Raw genomic sequence first — 22,103 nt, forward strand, 5'->3', positions numbered from 1 at the left:
TTTTCATAATATAGCCTCTAAATATATTATATAAATTTTATTCATATTATATCATAAACTTCATAATGTCAATAAAAATTTCTCTATACAGTAACTATATTTTATATTGACAAAAACAACAATATAAAATATTATGTTTACTAACTTTTTTAATTTTCAGGAAAACAATTATGATTAGAAATATTATTACATTATCTTTCATACTTTTAATAATATCATGTTCAAATAATAAAAATAATAACATTAATAATAATCAAACCAATACCAATGCAATAGAAACTCAAACCAATGAAACAAAAACAAATGAATTAAAACAAGCCGAAGAATCAAACAATAATAATACAAAAAATATAGAATGGATATCTCATCACTATTATATGAAAAATGATGAAGGAGATTTCTTTTCAGTTTATTTAAATGACAGATGGCCTGATTATATAAATAGCGATTCTGAATTAATGCCTAATTATGAAAAAATAAAGGCAGCTTTTAATTATAAAAATTTAAATGATATATACCAATTCTATGATAAAAACAGCATTCTTGATATAACAAATAATAGAATATATGCAGAAGCTGAAAACGGAGACAGTATAGAAAGTACATATTCAAATATTACATCATTTAAAATGACTTCCAAATCATTAAATAGTTCATCAAAAAATATAAATACAACTTCATCATTAAAAGCAGCAGTATATAACTATGCATATTCAGATGTTTCTGATACTAATGAATATGGAAGTGCATCGACATTCTCATATAAAGATTCTATATTTTTGCTTATACCAGATGATACTAACAAATTAGAAGTATATGATAAAATTTCTTTTGATATAAATGAAGGTTTCAATCTAAATAATCTAAAAAGAAATGAAAATTTAGAATTTGAGGATAAAAAGGGAAGCATATCAAAATTATTTGAAAACGATATGAGTGATCCTTATGATGAATGGTTAACAAATTCAGCTGACAGCTATGAATCAAGTAAATCTATCAACATAACTTATTTTAATGATAAAACTATATCTATAACAAGAACTTCAACATTATATTTAGGCGGAGCACATGGAGTGTACAATAATTATAATTTAGTATATTCATTAGAAACAGGTGAAAAAATAGAAGTTACTAATTTAATAAAAGATTTTGATGATGATGAATTAAGAAGCATTATGAGAGATAAACTTTTATCAATAGAAGATAGAGATGAAGAAAGTTACTTAGTACCTTTAGATGAAATAACTTTAGCTGATACATCTTTTTACATCTATGCTGATGGCGTGCATTTTGTATGGCCTATATATACTATAACTGCCTATGTTTTGGGTGAAACAGAAATAATTTTTGACTTTGATGAAATTAGACCTTTCATAAAAGATGAATATTTATACATAATGGAATAATTTTTTATTATTACTAGCGATAAACTTATTATTACCAATCAAAATTGTTCGCTCACAAAGCGTGACTGTGGCAAAGGCTCTGTAAATAAACTTCCAGAGGCTCACAATTTTTATTTTAAACATTGTTAGAGAACAACTTCCTTCGTCAGTTATCAGCTGCTCCTTTATCGCTTTAAAACTTGTAACATTACTAATATTTAATTTTTTATTATTACTAATAAAAATATTATATAATATAAAATAAATAAAATACAAAAAGCAAGTAGTAGCCGCCAAGTAGGTTATTGTAGGCGATACCTGCCTAGGTGTACTTCGTCGACGAGCATAACAACAACTTGTATAAAAAACAGTAAAGAAAAAAGGCAGGCAAGTGTAAATATTATAAAATGTATAAAATTAATTGACTGTTAACATTAAAAATTAAGGCTAATATTTCCGAAGATATATAATAAGAAATATAAAAATACATATAACAGAAGAAGACTATGGCTATAATAGAATTTAATATACCAACAAAAATAACATTCGGAGTTGATTCTCTTGACTGCTTACCAGATACAATAAAGAAATACGGCGGAAGAACTGTATTAGTTACAGATGGAGCATCATTCAATCAAACCGGATTAATAGATCAAATAGTAAATAAACTTAATGATAGTTTTATCAATGTAATGGTTTATTCTGATATAAATTCTACAAGCACAAGCGATGCTGCAGATATCATTGCCAATTTGGTAAGATACAGCAGAGCAGAATCCATAGTAGCAGTAGGAGGATTCAAAATACAAAATACTGCTAAAGGAGCTGCAATTGTAGTAACAAACAGCGGTGAAGCTTCAGATTATATCAATGGACAGCCTGTATACCATAAACCTTTGCCTATTATAGCAGTGCCTACAATATTAGGTTCTTTATCTGAAATATCTACTGGAATGTGTCTTTATGATAAATATGAAGAAGTAAATAAACAGAATAATGAATCTAATGTATATTCTTCAAATTGTATCATAGACCCTACTTTATATGCAACTGTACCGGTTAAATATACTATAAGCAGTGCTCTATCAGTATTTGCATTATCATTCGACATATATATGAGCAACACTCTTACAAGCATAACAGAGCCTTTAATAGTTCATGCTATGAAGATAAGTATGCAGGGATTAAAAAAACTTATAGCTGATAGTAATAATATAGATAATATAACAACTTTAGCAACTGCAAATATGTTATGTGCTACTTCAGCATGTCATAGCTCTTTAGGTGCTATAAGAGCTTTATCTATTGCTATAAACAGTGTATATGCCGTTAATAAATCTATGGTATGTTCTATATTGCTTCCTCATATTATGGAATATTATATCACTGTTGCCCCTAATAAATATGTTGTACTTTCAAATGTTATAGACGGAATAGATCCTGAAATGACACCTTTTGAAATTGCTAACCAATCTGCACAGCATATAAAGCAATTCCTACATAATATAAATTTACCTACAAGACTTAATGAAATAAATATAGACAGAAGTAAATTTGATAAAGTTGCAGAATTAGCATTAAAATATCCAGGAATGGATCAGCTTCCTAGAACTATGAATTTTGATTCAATAATGACAATATTGGATCAGGCTTATTAATCTTCGCTTTTAGGAGCGTATTTATAAGGCTTTTTGTGTAAAGCATCAATTAATTTCTTGTTAGGTTTATAATGATCTACAGAAGGTAAAGTCTTATATTCTAAAAGCTGACAATTATAGCTTTCTGCATATTTATTATATGCTAAACGAAGCAAATGCTCCAAGTTAATAGTATCTAATAAATTATAATGTATCAATGAATCTATAGCTGTTTCATCTTTAGTATCTTGATAATAATTCCAAAGTAAAACAGCTGTATATCCATTAACGCCTTCCATATCGTCACCTCTGGAAATACCTACATCCTGCTCTATTTTTTTAAGTCCGCCTGTATATCCTAAATCTTTAAGTACAAAACGCAAATCTATTTGAGCAGATTTTATAGTCGTAGCAAAATATCTCTCCAAAAATGGTATATCAAAACAAGAACCATTGAAAGTTACAATTATAGAATAATTCTTTATATAATCTAAAAATTCATGCTCATTTCTGCCATGAACAAAAACTTTCATCTCTTTGCCGTCATAACATCCTATAACTGTAACATGTGCTTTGGACGGTTTTATGCCTGTAGTTTCTATATCCAAAAATACAGTTTTATCCATAAGGAGAGGATAAAGTCTATATATTATTGAATCGGGGAACCTCTTTAAAAAATAACTATAATTTTTTGAATTATAATTATAAATAGATTTAGGAAGCTCATTTTTCAAAGCCTCCCTCATACTGCTAGGCATAGCATAATAATTTATATTATTTAAAGCATCTTCCCAATCAACAGCACCTTCTTGCCATAAAAGACTCTCTTTTTTAGGTCCTATACCTTCTATATGCTGAAATGTTTTCTTTATTAAATCCACACAATTCCTTTATTTTTTCTATTTATTTTCTTTTCCATTTAACACCCTGAGGTGTATCCATTATCTCTATTCCCATAGACAATAACTGATTTCTTATCTCATCTGCTTTTTGATAATTTTTCTCTTTCTTAGCAAGAGTTCTTTCCTCTATTAATTTATTTATCTCATCTTCATTATCTGCTTTTTTATCAGTATCGCCTATATTAAAACAATTTATAATATTGTTTACTCTCTCTATAAATTTTAATATAGCATCTCTTGTACTAACATTAATAGAGTCAAAAGATGTATTAACAGTTTTCACCAAAGTAAATAATACGCCAAGTGCCTCTGATATATTTAAATCATTATAAATAGAGTCTGAAAACTTTTCATTAGAAAGTTCTAACTCTTTTAATAAATTTTCATTAACTTCATTAGATTCGGTATTATTTATATCTTTGAGTCTAAATATTAAATCATTAACTCTATCAATAGCACTTTGAGATTGTTTAATTCCTTCAATAGTGAAATTTAATTGCTTTCTATAATGAGAGTTAATTAGTGAGTATCTTATAGCTTCAGGAGAAAGCCCTTTATCAAGCAAATCTCTTAAAGTATAAAAGTTGCCTTTAGACTTTGACATTTTCTCACCATCAACTATCAAATGCTCACAATGAAGCCAATAATTAACGAACTTTTCATTGAAAGCAGCTTCATTCTGTGCTATTTCATTTTCATGATGAGGAAATTTATTATCAACTCCTCCAGTATGTATATCAAAATGCTTTCCTAAATATTTGCAGCTCATAGCAGAACATTCTATATGCCAGCCGGGTCTGCCCTTTCCAAAAGGAGAATCCCAATAAACTTCACCGTCATCTTCTGTATACGCTTTCCAAAGTACAAAGTCGCTTGCATTCTCTTTATCATATTCATCATTGAGAACGCGTCCTGAAGCTCCGTCCAATAATTCCTGCTTATCTAAATTAGCCAATTCTCCATATTGAGGGAATGTGCTTATCTTGAAATAAACAGAACCATCTGATTCATAAGTATGTCCGTTTTTCTTAAGAAGCTCTATAATATCAATCATCTCTTTTATATGATCTGTTGCTGCAGGGTTTACTGTAGCTTTTTTTATTCCTAATGTTTTTATATCTTCAAAGAATGCTTCTTTATATTTCTTTGTATAATCATTCAAAGATATATGATTTTCTTTAGAATTTTTTATAGTCTTATCATCAACATCAGTTAAATTCATTACAAGTTTAACATTATATCCGTAATCCTCTAATACTCTTCTAAGTAAGTCGCTAAATATATAAGCTCTAAAATTACCTATATGAGCATAGTTATATACAGTAGGTCCGCAAGAATACATGCCAACTTCATTTGCATTGATAGGTTTGAATACCTCTTTTTCTCTAGTTAGTGAATTGTAAAATACTATATCTTTCATATTAACTTTTATTCCTTAAAATATAATTAACATTTTACTTAAAAGACTTTATTTGTCAAGGTATATTATTCATTTTTTACAAAATGATTTTTTATACAGTATTAATAATAAAAATTAAATTTAGTTATGTTATAAATTTTAAAGCGATTTAATTGATAAAGATTTTAAAATGAGATTTTTTTATTACATAAATAATAAATTTATTGATAATAAAAAAATCCCCTCTAATTTTTTAGAAGGGACTATACAATTTTATTTATTATAAATAAATAAAATAATTTTCTAAATATAATACTTAAATAATAAAATCAAACTGCCTTGCTTTTTCTTATTACTACAGTAGCCTGCTCCTTATATTTAGATATTAGGCTTTTAAGGTCTTTTTTTACCTTGTCTTCTGTTTGTGTCATTATTTAATTCCTCCTTGAATAATGAATAATGTTTTTTAGAAGCTGCCATCTCTCCAAACTTTAAAGTCTGGGTAGTCCAATTTCTTGGATTTATCTTCATACCATTTGCATACAGCTGCTGACATATTAATAACATAAAAATTAAATTCTGTCTTCCAACCGTCATTTTTAAATTCAGCAAATGATGGTATAAATTTATTATTAATAGAATTGTATATATTATTCTGTGCTGATTCTGTAGGAATATTATTATCTTTTATAGCTATTCTTAATATTAAATGTATAGACATGCATGATAAAGTAGATGTAATTCTGCTGTATTCATTAAACATTTCATCTCTTGTATAATTTGCTGCTAAAGTGTCCATCCATAATTTAATTATACTTCCTAATGCCTCTAATTGGTCAGGTGTAGCATTTTTATTCATAATAATAGATGCATAATTTTCTGCCAATTCTTGAAATGTCATAGTAGAATTTTCATCGGATATTGATATATCTGCAACATCTTCTATCTGCATAGATTTTACCATAGAAGCTGCACTATTCTGACTATAGGCATTAATAGATATAAAAATAAATAAAACTAATAATAAATAGATTTTTTCATAAAATATATTCCATTATAATTTCGTTTTATTTATTATCGTCATCAATTGATTTGACAACACATTTATTTTTCTTGTTTATTTTTTAATACTAATCAATAAAATTTGATTACACAATACTCTAATAAAAAAGGCCTGCCATTATAAGCAAGCCTTTTAATTTTTTATATTATTAGAAATTAATTATTGTTCATAGTACCTAAATACTGCATTATCTGAAGTCTTCTGCTTTCAACATCTTTATCCAAATTAGCTATAACATCATTACTAGCAGCTAAAGGCGACATTATCCTTTTGAAGTCATTATAAATATTTAATGCCTCTATAATTTTATTTTGTTCTATATATATATGACCTATAGCATATAAAGCAAATGCACCGTCTTGAGTAAGCTCATTAGTATATTTTGAATATGTGCTTATAGCTTCATCATACATTTTATTGTTTAGATAAATATTAGCTAAATCAAACTCTATGCCTCTTCTTTCATCTCTAGTCAAATCAGGCATTTTTAAAGTATCATTTAATATAGTTATAGAACTTGCTGTGTCGCCCAAATTAGCATAAAGTATTGATATATCTTTATTAACACCTATTATATGATCTTTGCTTCTTGCTCTTTTTTTAGCTTCCAATTTAGCCCATAAAGTTTCTTCTATATCTTGTCTGTTTTGATATATATAATTAGCATAAGAAGAATAGCTTTCAAAAGTATCTTCTTTCATAGCCTGAGCTTTAAGATTATCAGCCTGCTGTCTTGTAGTTTTTAGCTGAGCATCTATTCTAGCCATAAATTGTTTTATCTGCTGATAAGTTTGATTCTGTTCTCTTGCAGCATTTCCCATATCTTTTCCTCTATGGAAAGTTTTTTCTGCTCTTTCAAGAGTTTCTTTAGCTTTATTTAAATATTCTGCCTCTTTATCATAAGGAGTGTCTTTAGAACGTGCTAAATATTCATAAGAAGCAGTCAAATTGAAATAAGCAGGATAAATAAGTTTTTCTAACTTTATAAGCTCTTCAAACATAGCGGCAGCTCTTTCATAATTGCCGTCCATAATAGCCTGATTTCCTATTGCAAAATATACATTAGACATATCAAAGCCTATTGTAAGCATTCTGTCTTCTTCTTGTTTCTTTAAATCCTGAAATTCTGCTATTTTTTGATTAGCTTCTGCTCTTGTCATACCATTTTTAGCAACATCACCATTACCCATAAAACCAAGTAATTTCTGATAAGTTTTTATTCTTCTATTATATAAATCTATTCTAGCTAAAGAATAAGAACTAACGAATATCTCTCTTGTTAGGAAGTCATAATGTGATATTTCTTCAGCAGTTCCCTGCATAGTATAGCTGTTCCAATAATCTTCTTCTGTTTTGAATTGAGGGAAAGGAAGTTCATACATTTTTACGAAAGTTATCTCTTCATTTCCGTCATATATATTTTTTCTTGCAACCGAAATTAAACCTTCATCTAATAATGCATTTAAGTCAGCTGCTATCTTTTCATTCTCATAATCTCTTTTTAAATGCTCTTTAGCAATATCTTTATAATCATTAACAGTAAGAACTTTAAAGAACTCTAATTCATCAACTAAAGCATATTTAATAGGCTGAACTTTGAATACCAAACCATAAGCTTTGAAATAATAATCTCCAAGCCTGTAAAGTCCGTCCCTTCTCCAAGCCATATAATAAGGTCTGCCTGATTCTATAAAGTCTTTATCAACGGCATCACTAATATCTCCAAGCCATCTGCCGTCTGTTTTCATAAGGTTACCGTATATTCTTTCAAATACATTACCTTTCTGGTCATATATTTTCAAATCCGGTCTTCTTCTTTCTACCATAGTATAATATACGAGTCCGAATACTTGGTTATCTCCCCCCTCTGTGGCAAATATAGCATTGTCAGGAAGTGAGTTCATCATATTGTATGAATAGTCATGGTTACTGAAGTCTTTTGAGTTATTATTACGGCTTAAATTCATTATAAATATAGGTATCATTATAACAAGTATTGCCGCAAGTGATATAGCATGATAAGGCTTTAATTTAGTATCCGCAGTTTCTTCAGAAGGTTTTTTCAATACATTTTTTATATTAGTATTGAAATATTCCATATACCATTGAATACCGAATCCTATTATTACAAGCATATATAAAGTTGCTGGCAAGAAGAAAACTTCAACAAATGATAAAGTTCTTACACTTGGAGGCGGATTAGTATATGCCATTAAAGATACGGCAAAACTCAAAAGTCCGAATACTGAGAATATACCTATAAACTTATTTTTCTTGAATATCTGGAATAATCCGGGTATTAAGAATAATAAGCCTAATACTGTTAATTGAGTTTTGAATATATTTATTAAAGCAGATACCTGTTCTGGGTGAAGTATGAAGGCTGCAGCAATATCATTTCCTGAAGCTCCGTACTGTTTTCTATGTATCATACTAAATAAATAGCTTAAATTCTCCCAGCCTGAAGGTTCATTTAATTGTCCCCAGTTTAGCGGAGGCAATGCTCTGGCTCTTATAGGCATATAAGCATATATCATAACGCCTACTGCAAGCATTAAAAGCATTTTATAATATGATATTGATATTCCTGTGATAAAGTCATTATCATTATTGAATTTATCTATTTTGCATAAGAAATATCTATATACTAAGCACCAAACAACTACTAAGAATAAAGGCCAAAATACTAAGAACATACCTTTATATAAAGTAGGATAGAATGGAGCTTTTAAATTCTGTATCATATCAGGTCTTAAATAAGAACCATTAGCAAGTGCTGTAAATATATCGCTCATTATATTCATATCAGCGAAAGGCTTGAATATTATAGAGAATATGGAATCATTTGAAGCTACTCCAGGAGGGAAATATAAATAAGCCTCATAATTCATAATAAATCTATAGTATCCGAAACCGCCTATAAATAATAACACTAAAAATACAAATATTGATATAAATGAAGTTTCTATATGATTGATATATCTATCTTTATGTATCAAAAATAAAACAACGGCTATAAACAAAAGAGGGGCAAAAGCGAAAGGCAAAGTTACATGGTGATTTGCAAGTGCCACACCATACAAAAAGCCGAAAGCCATTAAATATTTATTTCCATAATAAGGTACTTCATCATTGGCATGCTTCCATACATTTTCAAACCAGTAAACAAGTATTAAAAGCATAGAAGCTATTTGAAGTATATTCAAGCTGTAAACTTCTGCCATTGTAGCCTGTGCCCACATATTATCAGATATAGCAAAAGCAATGCTCGCAAAAAGTGCAGGTATCTGTACTATAGGAGAGAATCCTCTTTCAACTCTATTTTGTCCTAATACTTTTACCATAATAAGATAGAAGAAAATCATCGCTATTGCAGCACAAGTACCGGAAAATAAATTCGTTCTCCAAGCAATATTTCCAAAAGGTATATAAGTAAATAATTTGGACATCAAAGTATAGAAAGGATATCCAGGAGCATGCCCTACTCCCAAGAAGTAAGCAGCGGTTGTAAGCTCTCCATTATCACCTGCTGAAAGTGAAGGAGTTAATGTAAATAAATACAAAAAGAATGTGAAAAGAAAAGCTACAGCAGCAAATATTGCATCTATTTTTGAAAGATGATAAGGTTTAATTTCATATCTCTTATAAATAGGTTCCTGATTTGCTTTCTTAGAGAATAATTTAGAAAGTATATTTCCGCCATTTTCTTTATTTACTTTTTCTTTATTAGTTTTTGTATTATTTTTTTGACTATTTTGCAGATTATTAATATATTCTTCTATTAACTCTCTGTCTTTTTCTAATTTTTTTGTAAGCTCATCAATGCTTTTATTTTTATAATTAGCTTTGATGTACTCTTTTTCCAGATGCGAAAGTTTTGCCATTTAGTTATCTACCTCTTTATTAAAATAAAAATTTTTATATCTTACTTAATTATAGTGACGTATTTTAATAAATAATTTTAAGAATTAAAAGAAATATTTTTTAACAAGTAATATTTAGTTAAAAAATGCAGTCCTTTTGCTTCTTTGGGTCACCAAAAGAAGTGGGGTGCGGGGCAAAGCCCTGCAAAAATAAACTATAGTAGATTATTATATAATAAAATCGCTTATTATTCAAGGATGTAAAAAAATATATTTTTATACAAATAATTTCCAACCATAAAAAATATATATTAAAATATTGATTTTAAATCTATTTTATAATTAAAAGTATGTAACATACAATATATTTAATGATTATTATATATTGACTTATTTTTTTATTAGGTTATAATATAAATAAATATTATTAACTTGTGAAGGTATATTTATGAATAATACATCATCTGAAATAGTTTTAAATGATCAGGAAGTTCAAGATTTTGTAACTTTTTTAAATGAAAAAAAAGAATTTCTTGATACAGGTTTAGGTGCATTTCATACAGATAATCATAGTAATTGGTAGAAATTATTGTGATTAAAAGAGATGTTATTTTTTTCGATAAAAATAAAATAATTCATTTAATTTTAAAGCTTGCAGGTTCTTCTTGTAATATAAACTGTACTTATTGTTTTGAAAAAACTAAAAATTTGTTTTCATCTGAATCGATAAATAAAGATTTCTTAGTAGAATTTATAAATGGTATAAAAAATCAGATAGTTGTTACGCTTCATGGCGGTGAGCCTTTACTTATTGGTAAAAAAAAATTATAGAGATACTTGATTTATTATCAGAATTTTATCCAAATAAAATTATTAATATATATTTGCAAACTAATGGTATATTATTAGATGATGAATGGATATATATAATATTTGAGCAATATAAAAAATTAAATATAGAAATATCCATAAGTTTAGATGGTTCATTTGAAATGAATTCTCTAAGAATAAATTATAATAATCAAAATACTTATAATGATGTACTTAATGCTTATAGATTATTATCTAAAAATAATATAAATGCTGGAATGCTTAGTGTAATTTCTAAACATTCATTAAATTTATATGTTGAATATATTGAGTTGATAAAAAAAATTGATAATCTAAAATTTGTAAAAATCAATCCCCTATTTAATATGGAAAATAATAATCTAAGTAAAGATAGTATAACTCCAACTGAATTTGCACAATTTATAATAAATGTAGCAAACTTATATATAAAGGAAGAAATATATAAAAAAATAGCAATAGAACCAATATTAAGTATGATTCAAAAAATTAATAATAAAGAATCTAAATATTGTAATTATAATAAAAATAAATGCTATCAATTTATATCTTTATATCCAAATGGATTAGTAGCACCATGTGATTGTTTTTCTAGCAGTGAATTTGAAATAAATATTGATAAAACAATATCTATTAGTGAAAATATTGTCAATGCTATTAATGAAAATACAATTTTTAACAGCCTTATGAATGATTGTAAAAATTGTAATATATTTGATTTTTGTAATGCAGGATGCATATCACAAAGATATTACTTTAGAAATAATAAAGATTTATATGATGATTATTGTGAATCAAAAAAAATGTTATATTCATTTAGTAGTAAATTTAAGGTCTAACTAAAATGTTTATATCCGATATAATTGTTAATGCTATATATATTAATATACCTTTTTGTCTAAGAAAATGTAGTTTTTGTCATTATGTTAATAATCTAAAATATTCATATTCAAAAGTTGAGGATTCTTATTTTATTATATTATTAAAACAGTTAGAATATGTGTTAAAAAATATAAAAAATAATAAATTAAGTAGTATATATTTTGGAGGCGGTACTCCATCACTTTTAAATGAACATCAAATAAACCAAATAAAAGAATTATTTGATAATTATAATATTTCATCAGAAGAAGTATCTATAGAAATATATCCGGATATATGCAACTTTGATTATGATAATAATAATTTTTTTAATAGATTTTCAATAGGTGTACAAAGTTTTGATGACAAATTATTAAAACTTTATAACAGAAAAAATTATGATTATAAAATCATAGAAGATATTATATATAAAATAAAAAAAATAATAATAACAATAAAGTTAATATTGATTTGATTTTCGATGAATATATTTTAGAAGATGATATAACAAAAGCATTAAAACTATCTCCGGATTCTATAGTATTTTATCCAAACACAAAAAATAGAGGCTTAAAAAGATTGATAAATATTTATGATTCTTTAAATAAATTATCATTTTCTGTTAAAAATTATAAACCTCTTGGAAAATCAAAATTCATATATTTAAAAGAGAATACAGAAGAATCAAATTATTCCAAAGTAGAATATCGCTATATTGGAAATATAATAGGTATAGGTCATAATAGTGTTTCTTATATAAATAATGAATCATATCTGTCTATTTTTGATGGTGAAAATTTTTATTTTAATAAAAGAGATAGAATACCAAGATATCATAATACAATAATATCTTCGTCATTTACAGGAGTACTCAAAAATACAATTAATAAATATTTCAAATCTCTTTTAGATTGTAATTTATTTATAGAAGATGAAAATAATAATGAAGTTATATATATACCCGAATATAATTATATTTATTTCTACAAATATTTATTAGAAAATTATAATAATAAATATGCTGAAGTTTTTATATCTAGTGTGTCATTTGGAGATTCAGATTATCATAACATAGAATATATTGTCAACAATTATATTGACGATGAAACACAAAATAATTTGAAAGATTTTTCAAAAGCTAATAATATATGCAATAATAACAAAGCATTTATTAGAAAAAAAGCTCCAAATAAATTCATATTAATTGAAGGTATAGATGGAAGCGGTAAAGATACATTTGCAAACTTTTTACAAAGTGAAATAAAAAAAGATTTAAATACACTAAAGATGCTCCTGTATCAATTATAGGTCAGCCATATTCCAATTTTAAATATGGCAAAGAATCAAAATCATTTATAGAAGATTTAAATAAAAAATATACCAAGCATCAAGTTATAGAATATTTAACTGAAAATAGAAAGGAATCTGAAAAATACATCAATAATCTTGGGGGCATTGTTATATGTATAAGGGGAATATTAACTGATATAGCAACATTTAATTATGCCTTTAATGAAAATACGGATAATCAATTTGGATTATGTTCAAGTTTAAAAAGAATAGATGAACTTATAATAATTGATGTAGATGAAAATGAAGCTGATATAAGAATAAAAAATAGAAATATACCAAGGACTTGGAGAGAATATTTACCTCAATTAAAATATTTTAGAGAGTTTTACATAAATCATAATTTAGATTGTATAAATAATAAAACAATAATAATAAATGATGATTTCGAGTATTTACAAAAAATGGCAAAAATAATATCTAATAAACTCTATTTTGAGGATTCTTTTAATGGATAAAGGTATTACTTTAATACTTAATCTAGTTGGTAATGCATGTAATATGAATTGTTCATACTGTTATGAACATGATACAATTAAATATGATACTATAAATAATTTAAATATAGCTAAAATAAACGATGTTAAAGAGTTTTTATCTAGCTTTATTGATTATCATCATATACATATATTATTTCATGGTGGTGAACCATTATTATATGGAAAAGATCTTATAAAAGATATTTTAAAATTTATAAAAACTAATTTTCTAAATAAATATACTATACAGATACAAACTAATGGTTTATTAATAGATGATGATTTCATTAATATTTTTCTTGATTATAATGTACAATTATCAATATCACTTGACCCTATAGGAGATATGGACTTAAGAAAAGCTAATAATTTTGAATATAGGAAAGTAGTTATTTCAAATATTTCAAAATATATAAAAAAAATAGATACTATAGGAATAGTATCTGTTGCTCACAAATATAATATAAATTATTTTAAAGAATTTATAGATGAACTAATAAATTATAAAATAAAATTTTTAACTATTAATAAGATAAGATATTCAACTCATAATACAGATTATTATATAACAGAAAAAGAATATAATAAAATGCTAAAAGAGATTTTGATATATTGGATAAATAACAAAAAATACAAATCTATAGATATACAGCCATTTATATCTTTATTAACTGACAGTAAAATATGTATTTATTCGTCTGATAATAATAAATGTAAATATTTTAAAACTTTTTATAATAAAGAATATAACACTGAATATTGCAGCCATATTATTTCAAATAAAATGCCAAATGTTGACAAGAAATGTTTGGAATGTTATATTTATGATTGGTGCGGTGGCGGATGTTTAGTCGATCAAAAAGATGAAACCTTTTGTGAATCTAGAAAAGACTTTAAATTATTTTTGGATAAAATAAAACTATGAAAATTAATAATCTAATAGCAAATAACATAATAAATTTAAATAAAAATATTGATTTTGATAAATCAATTTCTATATCAGGGCTTTCTGGTTCAGGAAAAACTACATTTTGTAAAGTAGTAAGTGATGAGTCTTTAAAACGTATAGTTACTCTTTTACCAAAGGTAGAATATAGATTTTTATTTTCTGAATTTCTCAAAACAAACTTTTCTGCTCAAAATATTACTAATATACCATTAACTTTTTTTTTAGAAAAAACTTCTACCTCTTCAAATGTTAGATCAACAGTTGGAACTTATACACCTATATTTAAAACTATAAGAAGTTTATTTGCTAAAAAATATAAATGCCCTTCTGAATTTTTCTCATTTAATAATTCTAAATTTTGGTGTAAAAAATGCAAAGGAAGAGGCTATAATGCAATGGTGGAATGTAAAGAATGTAATTCTGAAAGATATTCTGATGAAATAAAAAAATATACTATAACTTGTCATGATAAAGAATATAATATTATTGATTTTAATAAAATGAATATATTTAAATTGATAGAGTTATCTGATGAATTGGGTTTTAATAAAAGTATTAAGAAAATGCTTGATAATATGATAAAATTGAATATTGGATATTTATCATTAGATAGAATAGTTAGTACATTATCAGGCGGTGAAACTACAAGATTATTATTATCAGAATTTATTACATACTCTGTCAATTCTCTTATAATAGCAGATGAATTATCTATAGGATTAGATGAAGATAGTCTATATAATATGCTTGAACAGATTGGTGATCTATCAAACAATAATCAATTATGGCTTATAGATCATAATAATATAGTTATTAATTCAACACAAGAAAAAATTTATTTTGGACCAAAAAGCGGAAAATACGGAGGAAAAATAGTAGATGAATCTCCTAGACCAAAAGAAGAATTTTTTGAAATAAATGAGTCTGAAGCAAAAGATTATTATGTTTTCAGCGATTTAGAAAAACGTAATTTAAAAATAAAAGAATTAAAGATTCCTGAAAACAGACTAATATCAATAGTTGGAGAATCAGGATGCGGAAAATCTACTCTTGTAAATGATTGCATATCGTCTGTTTTTAATAAATTATACAAAAATGCAAAACTAATTTTAATAGGTCAAAATAGAAATCAATCTATAACTTCCAAGTCCACTATTGAAACATTTTTGGATATAAAAAATAATCTATCAAAAATTAAAGATTTGAATAAAAATGCCCCTATAGAAGACATTATAAACATGATAGATACAAATGAGAAGGCATATAAATACCTATCTTCTTTAATAGATTTAGGTTTAGGTTATCTGAATTTAAACAGAAAAATACAAACTCTATCTACAGGTGAATTCCAGTGTGTGCATTTAATTTCAGAATTATTTATAGATTTGAATAAAAAAACTCTATTCATATTTGACGAACCTTCAAAAGGTCTTTCACAAAATATTTTAAATAAATTCATGAAATATATACATAATATATTGAACAATAAAAATATCACTGTAATTATGATAGAACATAATAGCTATATAATAAAACTAAGTGATTTCATAATAGATTTTGGTAAAAGAACAGATAATATAATATCTCACTTAAATATACTTTCTAATTCAAAATACCATGATAATAAAAAGAAAAATAATAAAAATATTATGATAAAATCATCAATTTCTAATAAATCTGGAATAGAGTATTTAAAAGATGAAGAAGTTGAAGATTATTTTAAAAAATCAGAAAATATATTTAAAGGAGGAATATTAAAGAATATATCACAAACTGCTAGATGGATATATGGTGATTATTTTTCAGATGAAGTCATACCTGAAATAGCAATAGATTTTGAAAGTCAGCTTTACAGTAAAAATACATTTTTATATGAAACATTAGGTATAGTAAACAGAATTATTTCTTTGGGGGATAATGTTCTTATAGATGATATAGATATTTTTGATTATTATAATGAAGAAAATTTATGTAAATGCTGCCGCGGAAATTCAGTAATAGATTCTTTTAATATAAATAACATTATAAAAAATAAAGATTCAAATCTTTGGAATGATCTATTTGAAGATGATATAATGAAAGCATTAAAAAATTATAATTTTCAAAAAATAAAATTTTTATTTAAAGAAATAAAAAAAGATTCTAAATTGGATTTGAATAAAGATTTTTCAAAAATGAACCCTGATGAAATAAATACTTTTTTATACGGATATTGGAAAACAGATTTTTATGATTCAGACAAAAAGACTAGAAGATATTGGAAAGGAATAATTTTCTTAATAAAAAAATATATGAAACAGTCTAAGAGCAAATTAAAGGAAATTATAAATAGTTCTAAAGAAGAAATAATATGTCCTATATGTAATGGCAGTATATTAGGTCATAATAATAAATTTTATATAAAGAATAAAGATATAAGAGATATTTTATCTTCTAGTATATCAGAAAATATGAACATATTATCTGATATAGAGCCTATAAATAGTGTAATAGATATACTAGGCAAAGATATAAAATTAAATTATGATGTATCTAATTTGCCTCAGGATAAGCAGGCTAAATTAAAATTATTAGAAATATACTACTCTAGTTTTTACGGATTTTATATAGTACTAAAAAATATAAATCCATTTAAAGATTATGCAAAGAAAATAATAGAAAATATAGCAATAAATAATAAAGTTATAATTTGTGATTATAAAAACATTAATGACACTAAAGAAAATATACTAAACAATGATTTTTCAAATTATAAAATTAATTCATTTGTTTATGAATTATTTGGATTTAAAAAAATATCAACTGAAATTAATAAAATAATAAAAAGCTATCCATGTGAACATTGTAATGGAAAAAAATTAATTAGAGAAGAAGGAGTCTTCGAAGGTATAGATGCATATGAAGTACCTTGTGACATATGCGGTGAAACAGGTATATCGGAAAAGGGGTTAAAACAAATAATAGATGGATATTCTGTAGATACTTGGATTAATGGAACTATATCTGATGTTATAAAAAATAACATTAATATAAAAGACATAAAAGATATAAAAATTTATTCTAAAATTAAAGATTTAAATAAAAAAGAATTAATGAATTTACTGAATTATTTAAAGGAAAAATAATGTTAACATACGATTTAAAAGTTGGATATTCATGCAACAACAGATGTAAGCATTGTGTTATAGCTGACAGCAGTGATAAACTTGCAGATAATAATATAAATATAGATTTAACTACAGAAGAATGTTTAAAACAAATAGATGATCAAGTAAAAAATGGAATCAATAAAATAGTTTTGACCGGCGGAGAAGTTACAATAAGAAAAGATTTTGATACTTTGATAAATAAATGCGTTGAAAATAATTTATCTATAACAATACAAACAAATGGAAGAAGATTAAATAATGATTTTATTTTAAATTCAATAAAAGATGTAGATGATATAAAATTTGTTGTGGCATTGCATGGAGCAAAATCAAATACTCATGATACAATCACTTGTGTAAAAGGAAGTTTTGATGAAACTTGCAAAGGTATTTCAGCAATTATTGATTATAAAAAAATTCTTATATTGAAAGTAGTAATATCCAAAATAAATGCTGAGGAACTTCCAGATATTGTTACTCTTGCAAATAGTTTAGGAGTAAAATACATATGCTTTGCTTTCCCACATGGACAAGGAAATGCTAGGAAGAATTTTGAAGAGGTTATACCAAAATATTCTTATTTGCAGCCTATTTTAGATAAAGTCGTTTCCAATTCAATAAAATATAAAATTAATATAGAATTTGAAGCAATTCCTTTTTGTATACTTCATAAATACATGCATTTAGTAGGAGAATTAAAATATTTAAAAAGTGAAGAAATATGTTCTCAAGTACATGAAGAAGTTTTTGATTGGAATGAAATAAGACATTCTATAAAAAGAAAAGGAGATAATTGCCAAAAATGTGCGTTATATTCCATATGCGAAGGACCTTGGTCTGAATATGTAGAAGCTTTTGGTAGTGATGAATTAAAACCTATAATTGTTTCAGAAGAACAAAAAAATAAAATATTAGAAGCATTAAAACAATTTACATTTTAAGCAAGAGGTGCTTTTGAAATAGTAAATTTTAATCCATAAGGAGTTCTAATATCATTTTCTAAATCTTTTTGAAATCCTTCAATTAATGAAACAGGATCTTTCACTTTTGGACCTATTATAACTTCTCTTAATGCATCTCTATCAAATATATTTAAATAATCTTTGTATAGAGTTTTACTATCTTCATCATATTGAACATCATTATCTGACATTTCTGCCACTTGCAAAATTCTCATTTCCTGTTCTTCTACAAAAGCCGCATCTTTTATAAGATATTGTATATTAATTAATAATTTATATAAAATTTTTAATTTTTCTCTTTCTGTATTGTTTTTTATAAAAATTTCAAAAATTTTATTAAATATATACCCTATTCTATTTTTTAATTTTTCTTCTTCTTTAAGACTGTTATCATTATTCCACTTATAATTGTTTGTTTCATTTAAACCTATTTCTATAGCCTGATAATTAGAAGGAGTTTGATTGAATATTAATTTATTTTCATAATGGTCATAATACATAATACTGTAAATAGGTAAAACATTATTTTTTTTATCTGATATAGGTGTAGATGGATTTTTAAAAAACACATCAAAAAAATTTTTATTAAATACTAAACAAACACCTGTTCCCTCATTTTTATCATCTTTGCTGTATTTAGTGTTTTTACCATATAATCTAAACATAGTTAGAGAATCTCTGACTCTTGTAAAAGAAGTTTGTAAAGCAGCAAATGATATATTTTTCTTTTTTACACCAAAATTATTTTCCATTTCATCATAATTTATATTTATTTCTTTTTTATATAATATATCATTAATTATTTTACCTTCTCTATAATCATTAACTCTTGATACGCTGAACATTTTTAATTTAGATTTATTTTCTTTATATAATTTCATAAATACATCTATGGATATATATGTACATAATTTATCTATATTTCCTTTTTTTCTTACAGATAATAAATCAAGCATAATATACTGCAATATCCATAATTTTTTATATTCATATATATTATTTACATCTGGTTTAACAATATAATTAAAATATTCTTCTTTTTCCCATATAATGTCAAGATTACAAATTTTATCTATAATATTTGTAAAACTATTATCAAATTTATCATTTACTTTATCTAAATAAAATATTATATTATGAACAATGAAATTTATATTTATAATATTACTATACTTATCTAAAATTTTTGTATCTTCAAATATATCAAAAAAACTATTAATCTCTTTTTCGCATATACATTTAGATATAATAACATTACAATATCCTATAAAAGCATTTGTATATATATCTTCGCTATCACTATTCATAGCTCTTTTATAATCATAAATAATTTTATTTAGATCATCATTATTATTGTTATATTTATTATGTAATGCATTTGCTTTATATACATGATATTTATAATCTTTATCATTACCATTATTTATTATCTCATTATATATTTCTATTGCCTTATCATATGATGACTCCTCATTATATACTAATGCTAGTAATTTTTTAGATTTATCATATGTATTATTTTGTAATAATTTTTCTATTTTATCAAAAAAAGATTTTTTTTCATTTTCATCTGAAAGTAAAGCTAATTGGTAATATACTTTAGATATATAATAGTTTATTTCATTTTGATCATTTTGATTATTTTTTTTCTCATCTTCTAGAAATTTTATACATTCATCATATTTTTTACTATAAAATAATTCATTAAATTTACATAATAGCATAAATACCTCCTAACAATTATTAATATAGGACAATATATATTTTTTATTTCTATTCTATACTGACAATATTCTTCTAATAATTTTTCATTATATTTTCTATACATATTTCTAACAGATGGGCATCCACCTGAACAAATTTCCAACATATTACATGATTTACAATATTCTATTTCTTTTTCTATATATTCTGGATATGAATTAAACAAAGATTTTGCATTTTCATCTGTATGCATGGCATCACAAAACATTATAGATTTATCAGGATAAACTGAATAAAATTTATTACATTTCAAATTAAATTCTTTATTATTATTATTGAAACTTTCTATTATATCTGTAATAGGATCTAATTTAAATTTCTTATAAGTTTTATATTTTATCATATAATTAAATGCATCTTTTAGGGATTTTAAATATTGAAGCGGTGTAATTGAATATTCTTTTATTCCATTATTATCAATATCAAAACATGGATTTAACTTTAAAAATTTAATGTTGTTGAAGTTAGAGAAATATTCTATAATATCATACATTAAATTATATGATTTTGAATTAATAGTTGCAATACATCTAAATTCTATATTTCTCTTATCTATTAAATTTAAAAATTCATTTATTTTATTAAAAGCTTTTTCTTTATTGAATAACCTAAATATACTTGCCTGATAATTACCATCTAAACTTATACTTAAACTTAAATTATCTTTATTTTCATAGAAAAAATCTACCCAACTTTCATCTAAATATCCATTTGTTTGTATAGCAGGCTTATATATAAATTCAGACTTTTTTATAAAATTTATTATACTAGAAATATTATCCTTACCAGATAAAGTAGGTTCGCCACCGTGAAATATTATATGTGTATCTCTTGGCAGACCATCAATAATTTCTAATATATTATTAAGATTAAAAGTATTTTTTTCTTTATAAAAATCTTTTATTATCTCAGAACAATATAAACAGTTCATATTACATATATTACCATTTAATTTTAGTAAAATGGTTTTAGGATCAAAAATACTATGTGAACAAACTTCCATAAATACATTATAATATGTCATAATGAATTTGCAATAATTTTTATAAATCAATATAAATATTTTAAAAAAATATGTATTAATTAATAGAAAAATGTAATATATATATAGTAAAATCAATTTTTTAATAAAAGGAATTAATTAAAAGTAATACAACTTAGTTATACTAATATCTACCTATCACTTATAATAAATATAAAAATTAGAATTATTAAAATCCTTTATTTTACAGTTTTACTATCTGTACGTTAGACTTATTCTAATAATATACTATTTATGTTTATAAATAAAGTAAAATATTTTAAGAATTAAAATAAATATTTTTTGGCAAATAGTTTTAAGTTAAAAAACACAGTATTTTTAATTCTATCAGTAGGTGGTCATCACTGATACCTATGGAACGCAATATGTTGGAAAAATAAGTTGTATACGGCACAAAGCCTAGCAAAATTAACTATATTATATTGTTATATAATAAAATCGCTTATTAT

The 22,103-nt window shown here is 24.6% G+C and carries 16 protein-coding genes; 10 read left to right on the top strand and 6 right to left on the bottom strand.

All coding sequences use genetic code 11. The annotated features are described in order from the left end of the window. The first annotated feature begins 170 nt into the window (after positions 1-170). A complete protein-coding gene (locus BINT_RS12725) occupies positions 171-1,406 on the top strand; it encodes a DUF3298 domain-containing protein (protein WP_014488978.1) in 1,236 nt (411 codons plus the stop codon). A gap of 485 nt (positions 1,407-1,891) precedes the next feature. Next, positions 1,892-3,043, top strand: coding sequence for an iron-containing alcohol dehydrogenase (locus tag BINT_RS12730; RefSeq protein WP_014488979.1), 1,152 nt, complete (start codon positions 1,892-1,894; stop codon positions 3,041-3,043). On the opposite strand, the gene BINT_RS12735 is transcribed toward BINT_RS12730, so the two are convergent. The 4 genes from BINT_RS12735 to BINT_RS12750 form a co-directional block, all read right to left on the bottom strand. After that, positions 3,040-3,903 (bottom strand): ribonuclease H-like domain-containing protein, encoded by an 864-nt coding sequence (locus BINT_RS12735; RefSeq protein ID WP_014488980.1) that lies wholly within the window; start codon positions 3,901-3,903, stop codon positions 3,040-3,042. The two genes, BINT_RS12730 and BINT_RS12735, sit on opposite strands and share 4 nt — an antisense overlap. 22 nt (positions 3,904-3,925) lie before the next feature. Continuing rightward, the gene (cysS, locus tag BINT_RS12740) at positions 3,926-5,344 is read right to left on the bottom strand and encodes a cysteine--tRNA ligase (RefSeq protein ID WP_014488981.1); all 1,419 of its coding nucleotides are present in this window, start codon (positions 5,342-5,344) and stop codon (positions 3,926-3,928) included. Between the two features lie 445 nt (positions 5,345-5,789). After that, positions 5,790-6,287, bottom strand: coding sequence for a hypothetical protein (locus BINT_RS12745; protein ID WP_014488982.1), 498 nt, complete (start codon positions 6,285-6,287; stop codon positions 5,790-5,792). Between the two features lie 254 nt (positions 6,288-6,541). Further along, positions 6,542-10,270 (bottom strand): DUF2723 domain-containing protein, encoded by a 3,729-nt coding sequence (locus BINT_RS12750; protein ID WP_014488983.1) that lies wholly within the window; start codon positions 10,268-10,270, stop codon positions 6,542-6,544. Positions 10,271-10,697: 427 nt separating this feature from the next. Between BINT_RS12750 and BINT_RS15335 the strand changes: the two genes are divergently transcribed. From BINT_RS15335 to BINT_RS12785, 8 genes are all read left to right on the top strand, one after another. Continuing rightward, a complete protein-coding gene (locus BINT_RS15335) occupies positions 10,698-10,832 on the top strand; it encodes a hypothetical protein (RefSeq protein WP_014488984.1) in 135 nt (44 codons plus the stop codon). Between the two features lie 8 nt (positions 10,833-10,840). Beyond that, positions 10,841-11,080, top strand: a complete 240-nt coding sequence (locus tag BINT_RS12755) for a 4Fe-4S cluster-binding domain-containing protein (RefSeq protein WP_041177480.1) — start codon at positions 10,841-10,843, stop codon at positions 11,078-11,080. A gap of 53 nt (positions 11,081-11,133) precedes the next feature. Then, the gene (locus BINT_RS12760; protein WP_014488986.1) at positions 11,134-11,937 is read left to right on the top strand and encodes a radical SAM protein; all 804 of its coding nucleotides are present in this window, start codon (positions 11,134-11,136) and stop codon (positions 11,935-11,937) included. 5 nt (positions 11,938-11,942) lie between these two features. Then, positions 11,943-12,434 (top strand): radical SAM protein, encoded by a 492-nt coding sequence (locus tag BINT_RS12765; protein ID WP_041177481.1) that lies wholly within the window; start codon positions 11,943-11,945, stop codon positions 12,432-12,434. Beyond that, complete coding sequence (locus BINT_RS12770; protein ID WP_014488988.1) at positions 12,431-13,267, top strand: hypothetical protein; 837 nt, start codon at positions 12,431-12,433, stop codon at positions 13,265-13,267. The genes BINT_RS12765 and BINT_RS12770 overlap by 4 nt, the downstream gene beginning before the upstream one ends. Positions 13,268-13,759: 492 nt before the next feature. Then, a complete protein-coding gene (locus BINT_RS12775) occupies positions 13,760-14,713 on the top strand; it encodes a radical SAM protein (protein ID WP_014488989.1) in 954 nt (317 codons plus the stop codon). After that, on the top strand, positions 14,710-17,862 hold the full coding sequence (locus BINT_RS12780; protein ID WP_014488990.1) for an ATP-binding cassette domain-containing protein: 3,153 nt from the start codon (positions 14,710-14,712) through the stop codon (positions 17,860-17,862). Before BINT_RS12775 ends, BINT_RS12780 begins: the two co-directional genes overlap by 4 nt. Continuing rightward, positions 17,862-18,827, top strand: coding sequence for a radical SAM protein (locus BINT_RS12785; protein WP_014488991.1), 966 nt, complete (start codon positions 17,862-17,864; stop codon positions 18,825-18,827). The genes BINT_RS12780 and BINT_RS12785 overlap by 1 nt, the downstream gene beginning before the upstream one ends. Here BINT_RS12785 and BINT_RS12790 read toward each other — a convergent pair. Both BINT_RS12790 and BINT_RS12795 read right to left on the bottom strand, forming a co-directional pair. Next, on the bottom strand, positions 18,824-20,572 hold the full coding sequence (locus BINT_RS12790; protein ID WP_049783509.1) for a DUF2971 domain-containing protein: 1,749 nt from the start codon (positions 20,570-20,572) through the stop codon (positions 18,824-18,826). The genes BINT_RS12785 and BINT_RS12790 overlap by 4 nt on opposite strands. Next, the gene (locus BINT_RS12795) at positions 20,515-21,636 is read right to left on the bottom strand and encodes a radical SAM/SPASM domain-containing protein (RefSeq protein ID WP_041177482.1); all 1,122 of its coding nucleotides are present in this window, start codon (positions 21,634-21,636) and stop codon (positions 20,515-20,517) included. Before BINT_RS12795 ends, BINT_RS12790 begins: the two co-directional genes overlap by 58 nt. Between the last annotated feature and the right edge of the window lie 467 nt (positions 21,637-22,103).

Source organism: Brachyspira intermedia PWS/A, assembly GCF_000223215.1.
Classification (GTDB): Bacteria; Spirochaetota; Brachyspiria; order Brachyspirales; family Brachyspiraceae; genus Brachyspira; species Brachyspira intermedia.

Coding starts and splice junctions, on each gene's coding strand:
- BINT_RS12725 (WP_014488978.1), top strand. CDS start 171: ATGATTAGAAATATTATTACATTATCTTTCATACTTTTAATAATATCA.
- BINT_RS12730 (WP_014488979.1), top strand. CDS start 1,892: ATGGCTATAATAGAATTTAATATACCAACAAAAATAACATTCGGAGTT.
- cysS (WP_014488981.1), bottom strand. CDS start 5,344: ATGAAAGATATAGTATTTTACAATTCACTAACTAGAGAAAAAGAGGTA.
- BINT_RS12745 (WP_014488982.1), bottom strand. CDS start 6,287: ATGGTAAAATCTATGCAGATAGAAGATGTTGCAGATATATCAATATCC.
- BINT_RS12750 (WP_014488983.1), bottom strand. CDS start 10,270: ATGGCAAAACTTTCGCATCTGGAAAAAGAGTACATCAAAGCTAATTAT.
- BINT_RS15335 (WP_014488984.1), top strand. CDS start 10,698: ATGAATAATACATCATCTGAAATAGTTTTAAATGATCAGGAAGTTCAA.
- BINT_RS12765 (WP_041177481.1), top strand. CDS start 11,943: ATGTTTATATCCGATATAATTGTTAATGCTATATATATTAATATACCT.
- BINT_RS12775 (WP_014488989.1), top strand. CDS start 13,760: ATGGATAAAGGTATTACTTTAATACTTAATCTAGTTGGTAATGCATGT.
- BINT_RS12780 (WP_014488990.1), top strand. CDS start 14,710: ATGAAAATTAATAATCTAATAGCAAATAACATAATAAATTTAAATAAA.
- BINT_RS12785 (WP_014488991.1), top strand. CDS start 17,862: ATGTTAACATACGATTTAAAAGTTGGATATTCATGCAACAACAGATGT.
- BINT_RS12790 (WP_049783509.1), bottom strand. CDS start 20,572: ATGCTATTATGTAAATTTAATGAATTATTTTATAGTAAAAAATATGAT.
- BINT_RS12795 (WP_041177482.1), bottom strand. CDS start 21,636: ATGACATATTATAATGTATTTATGGAAGTTTGTTCACATAGTATTTTT.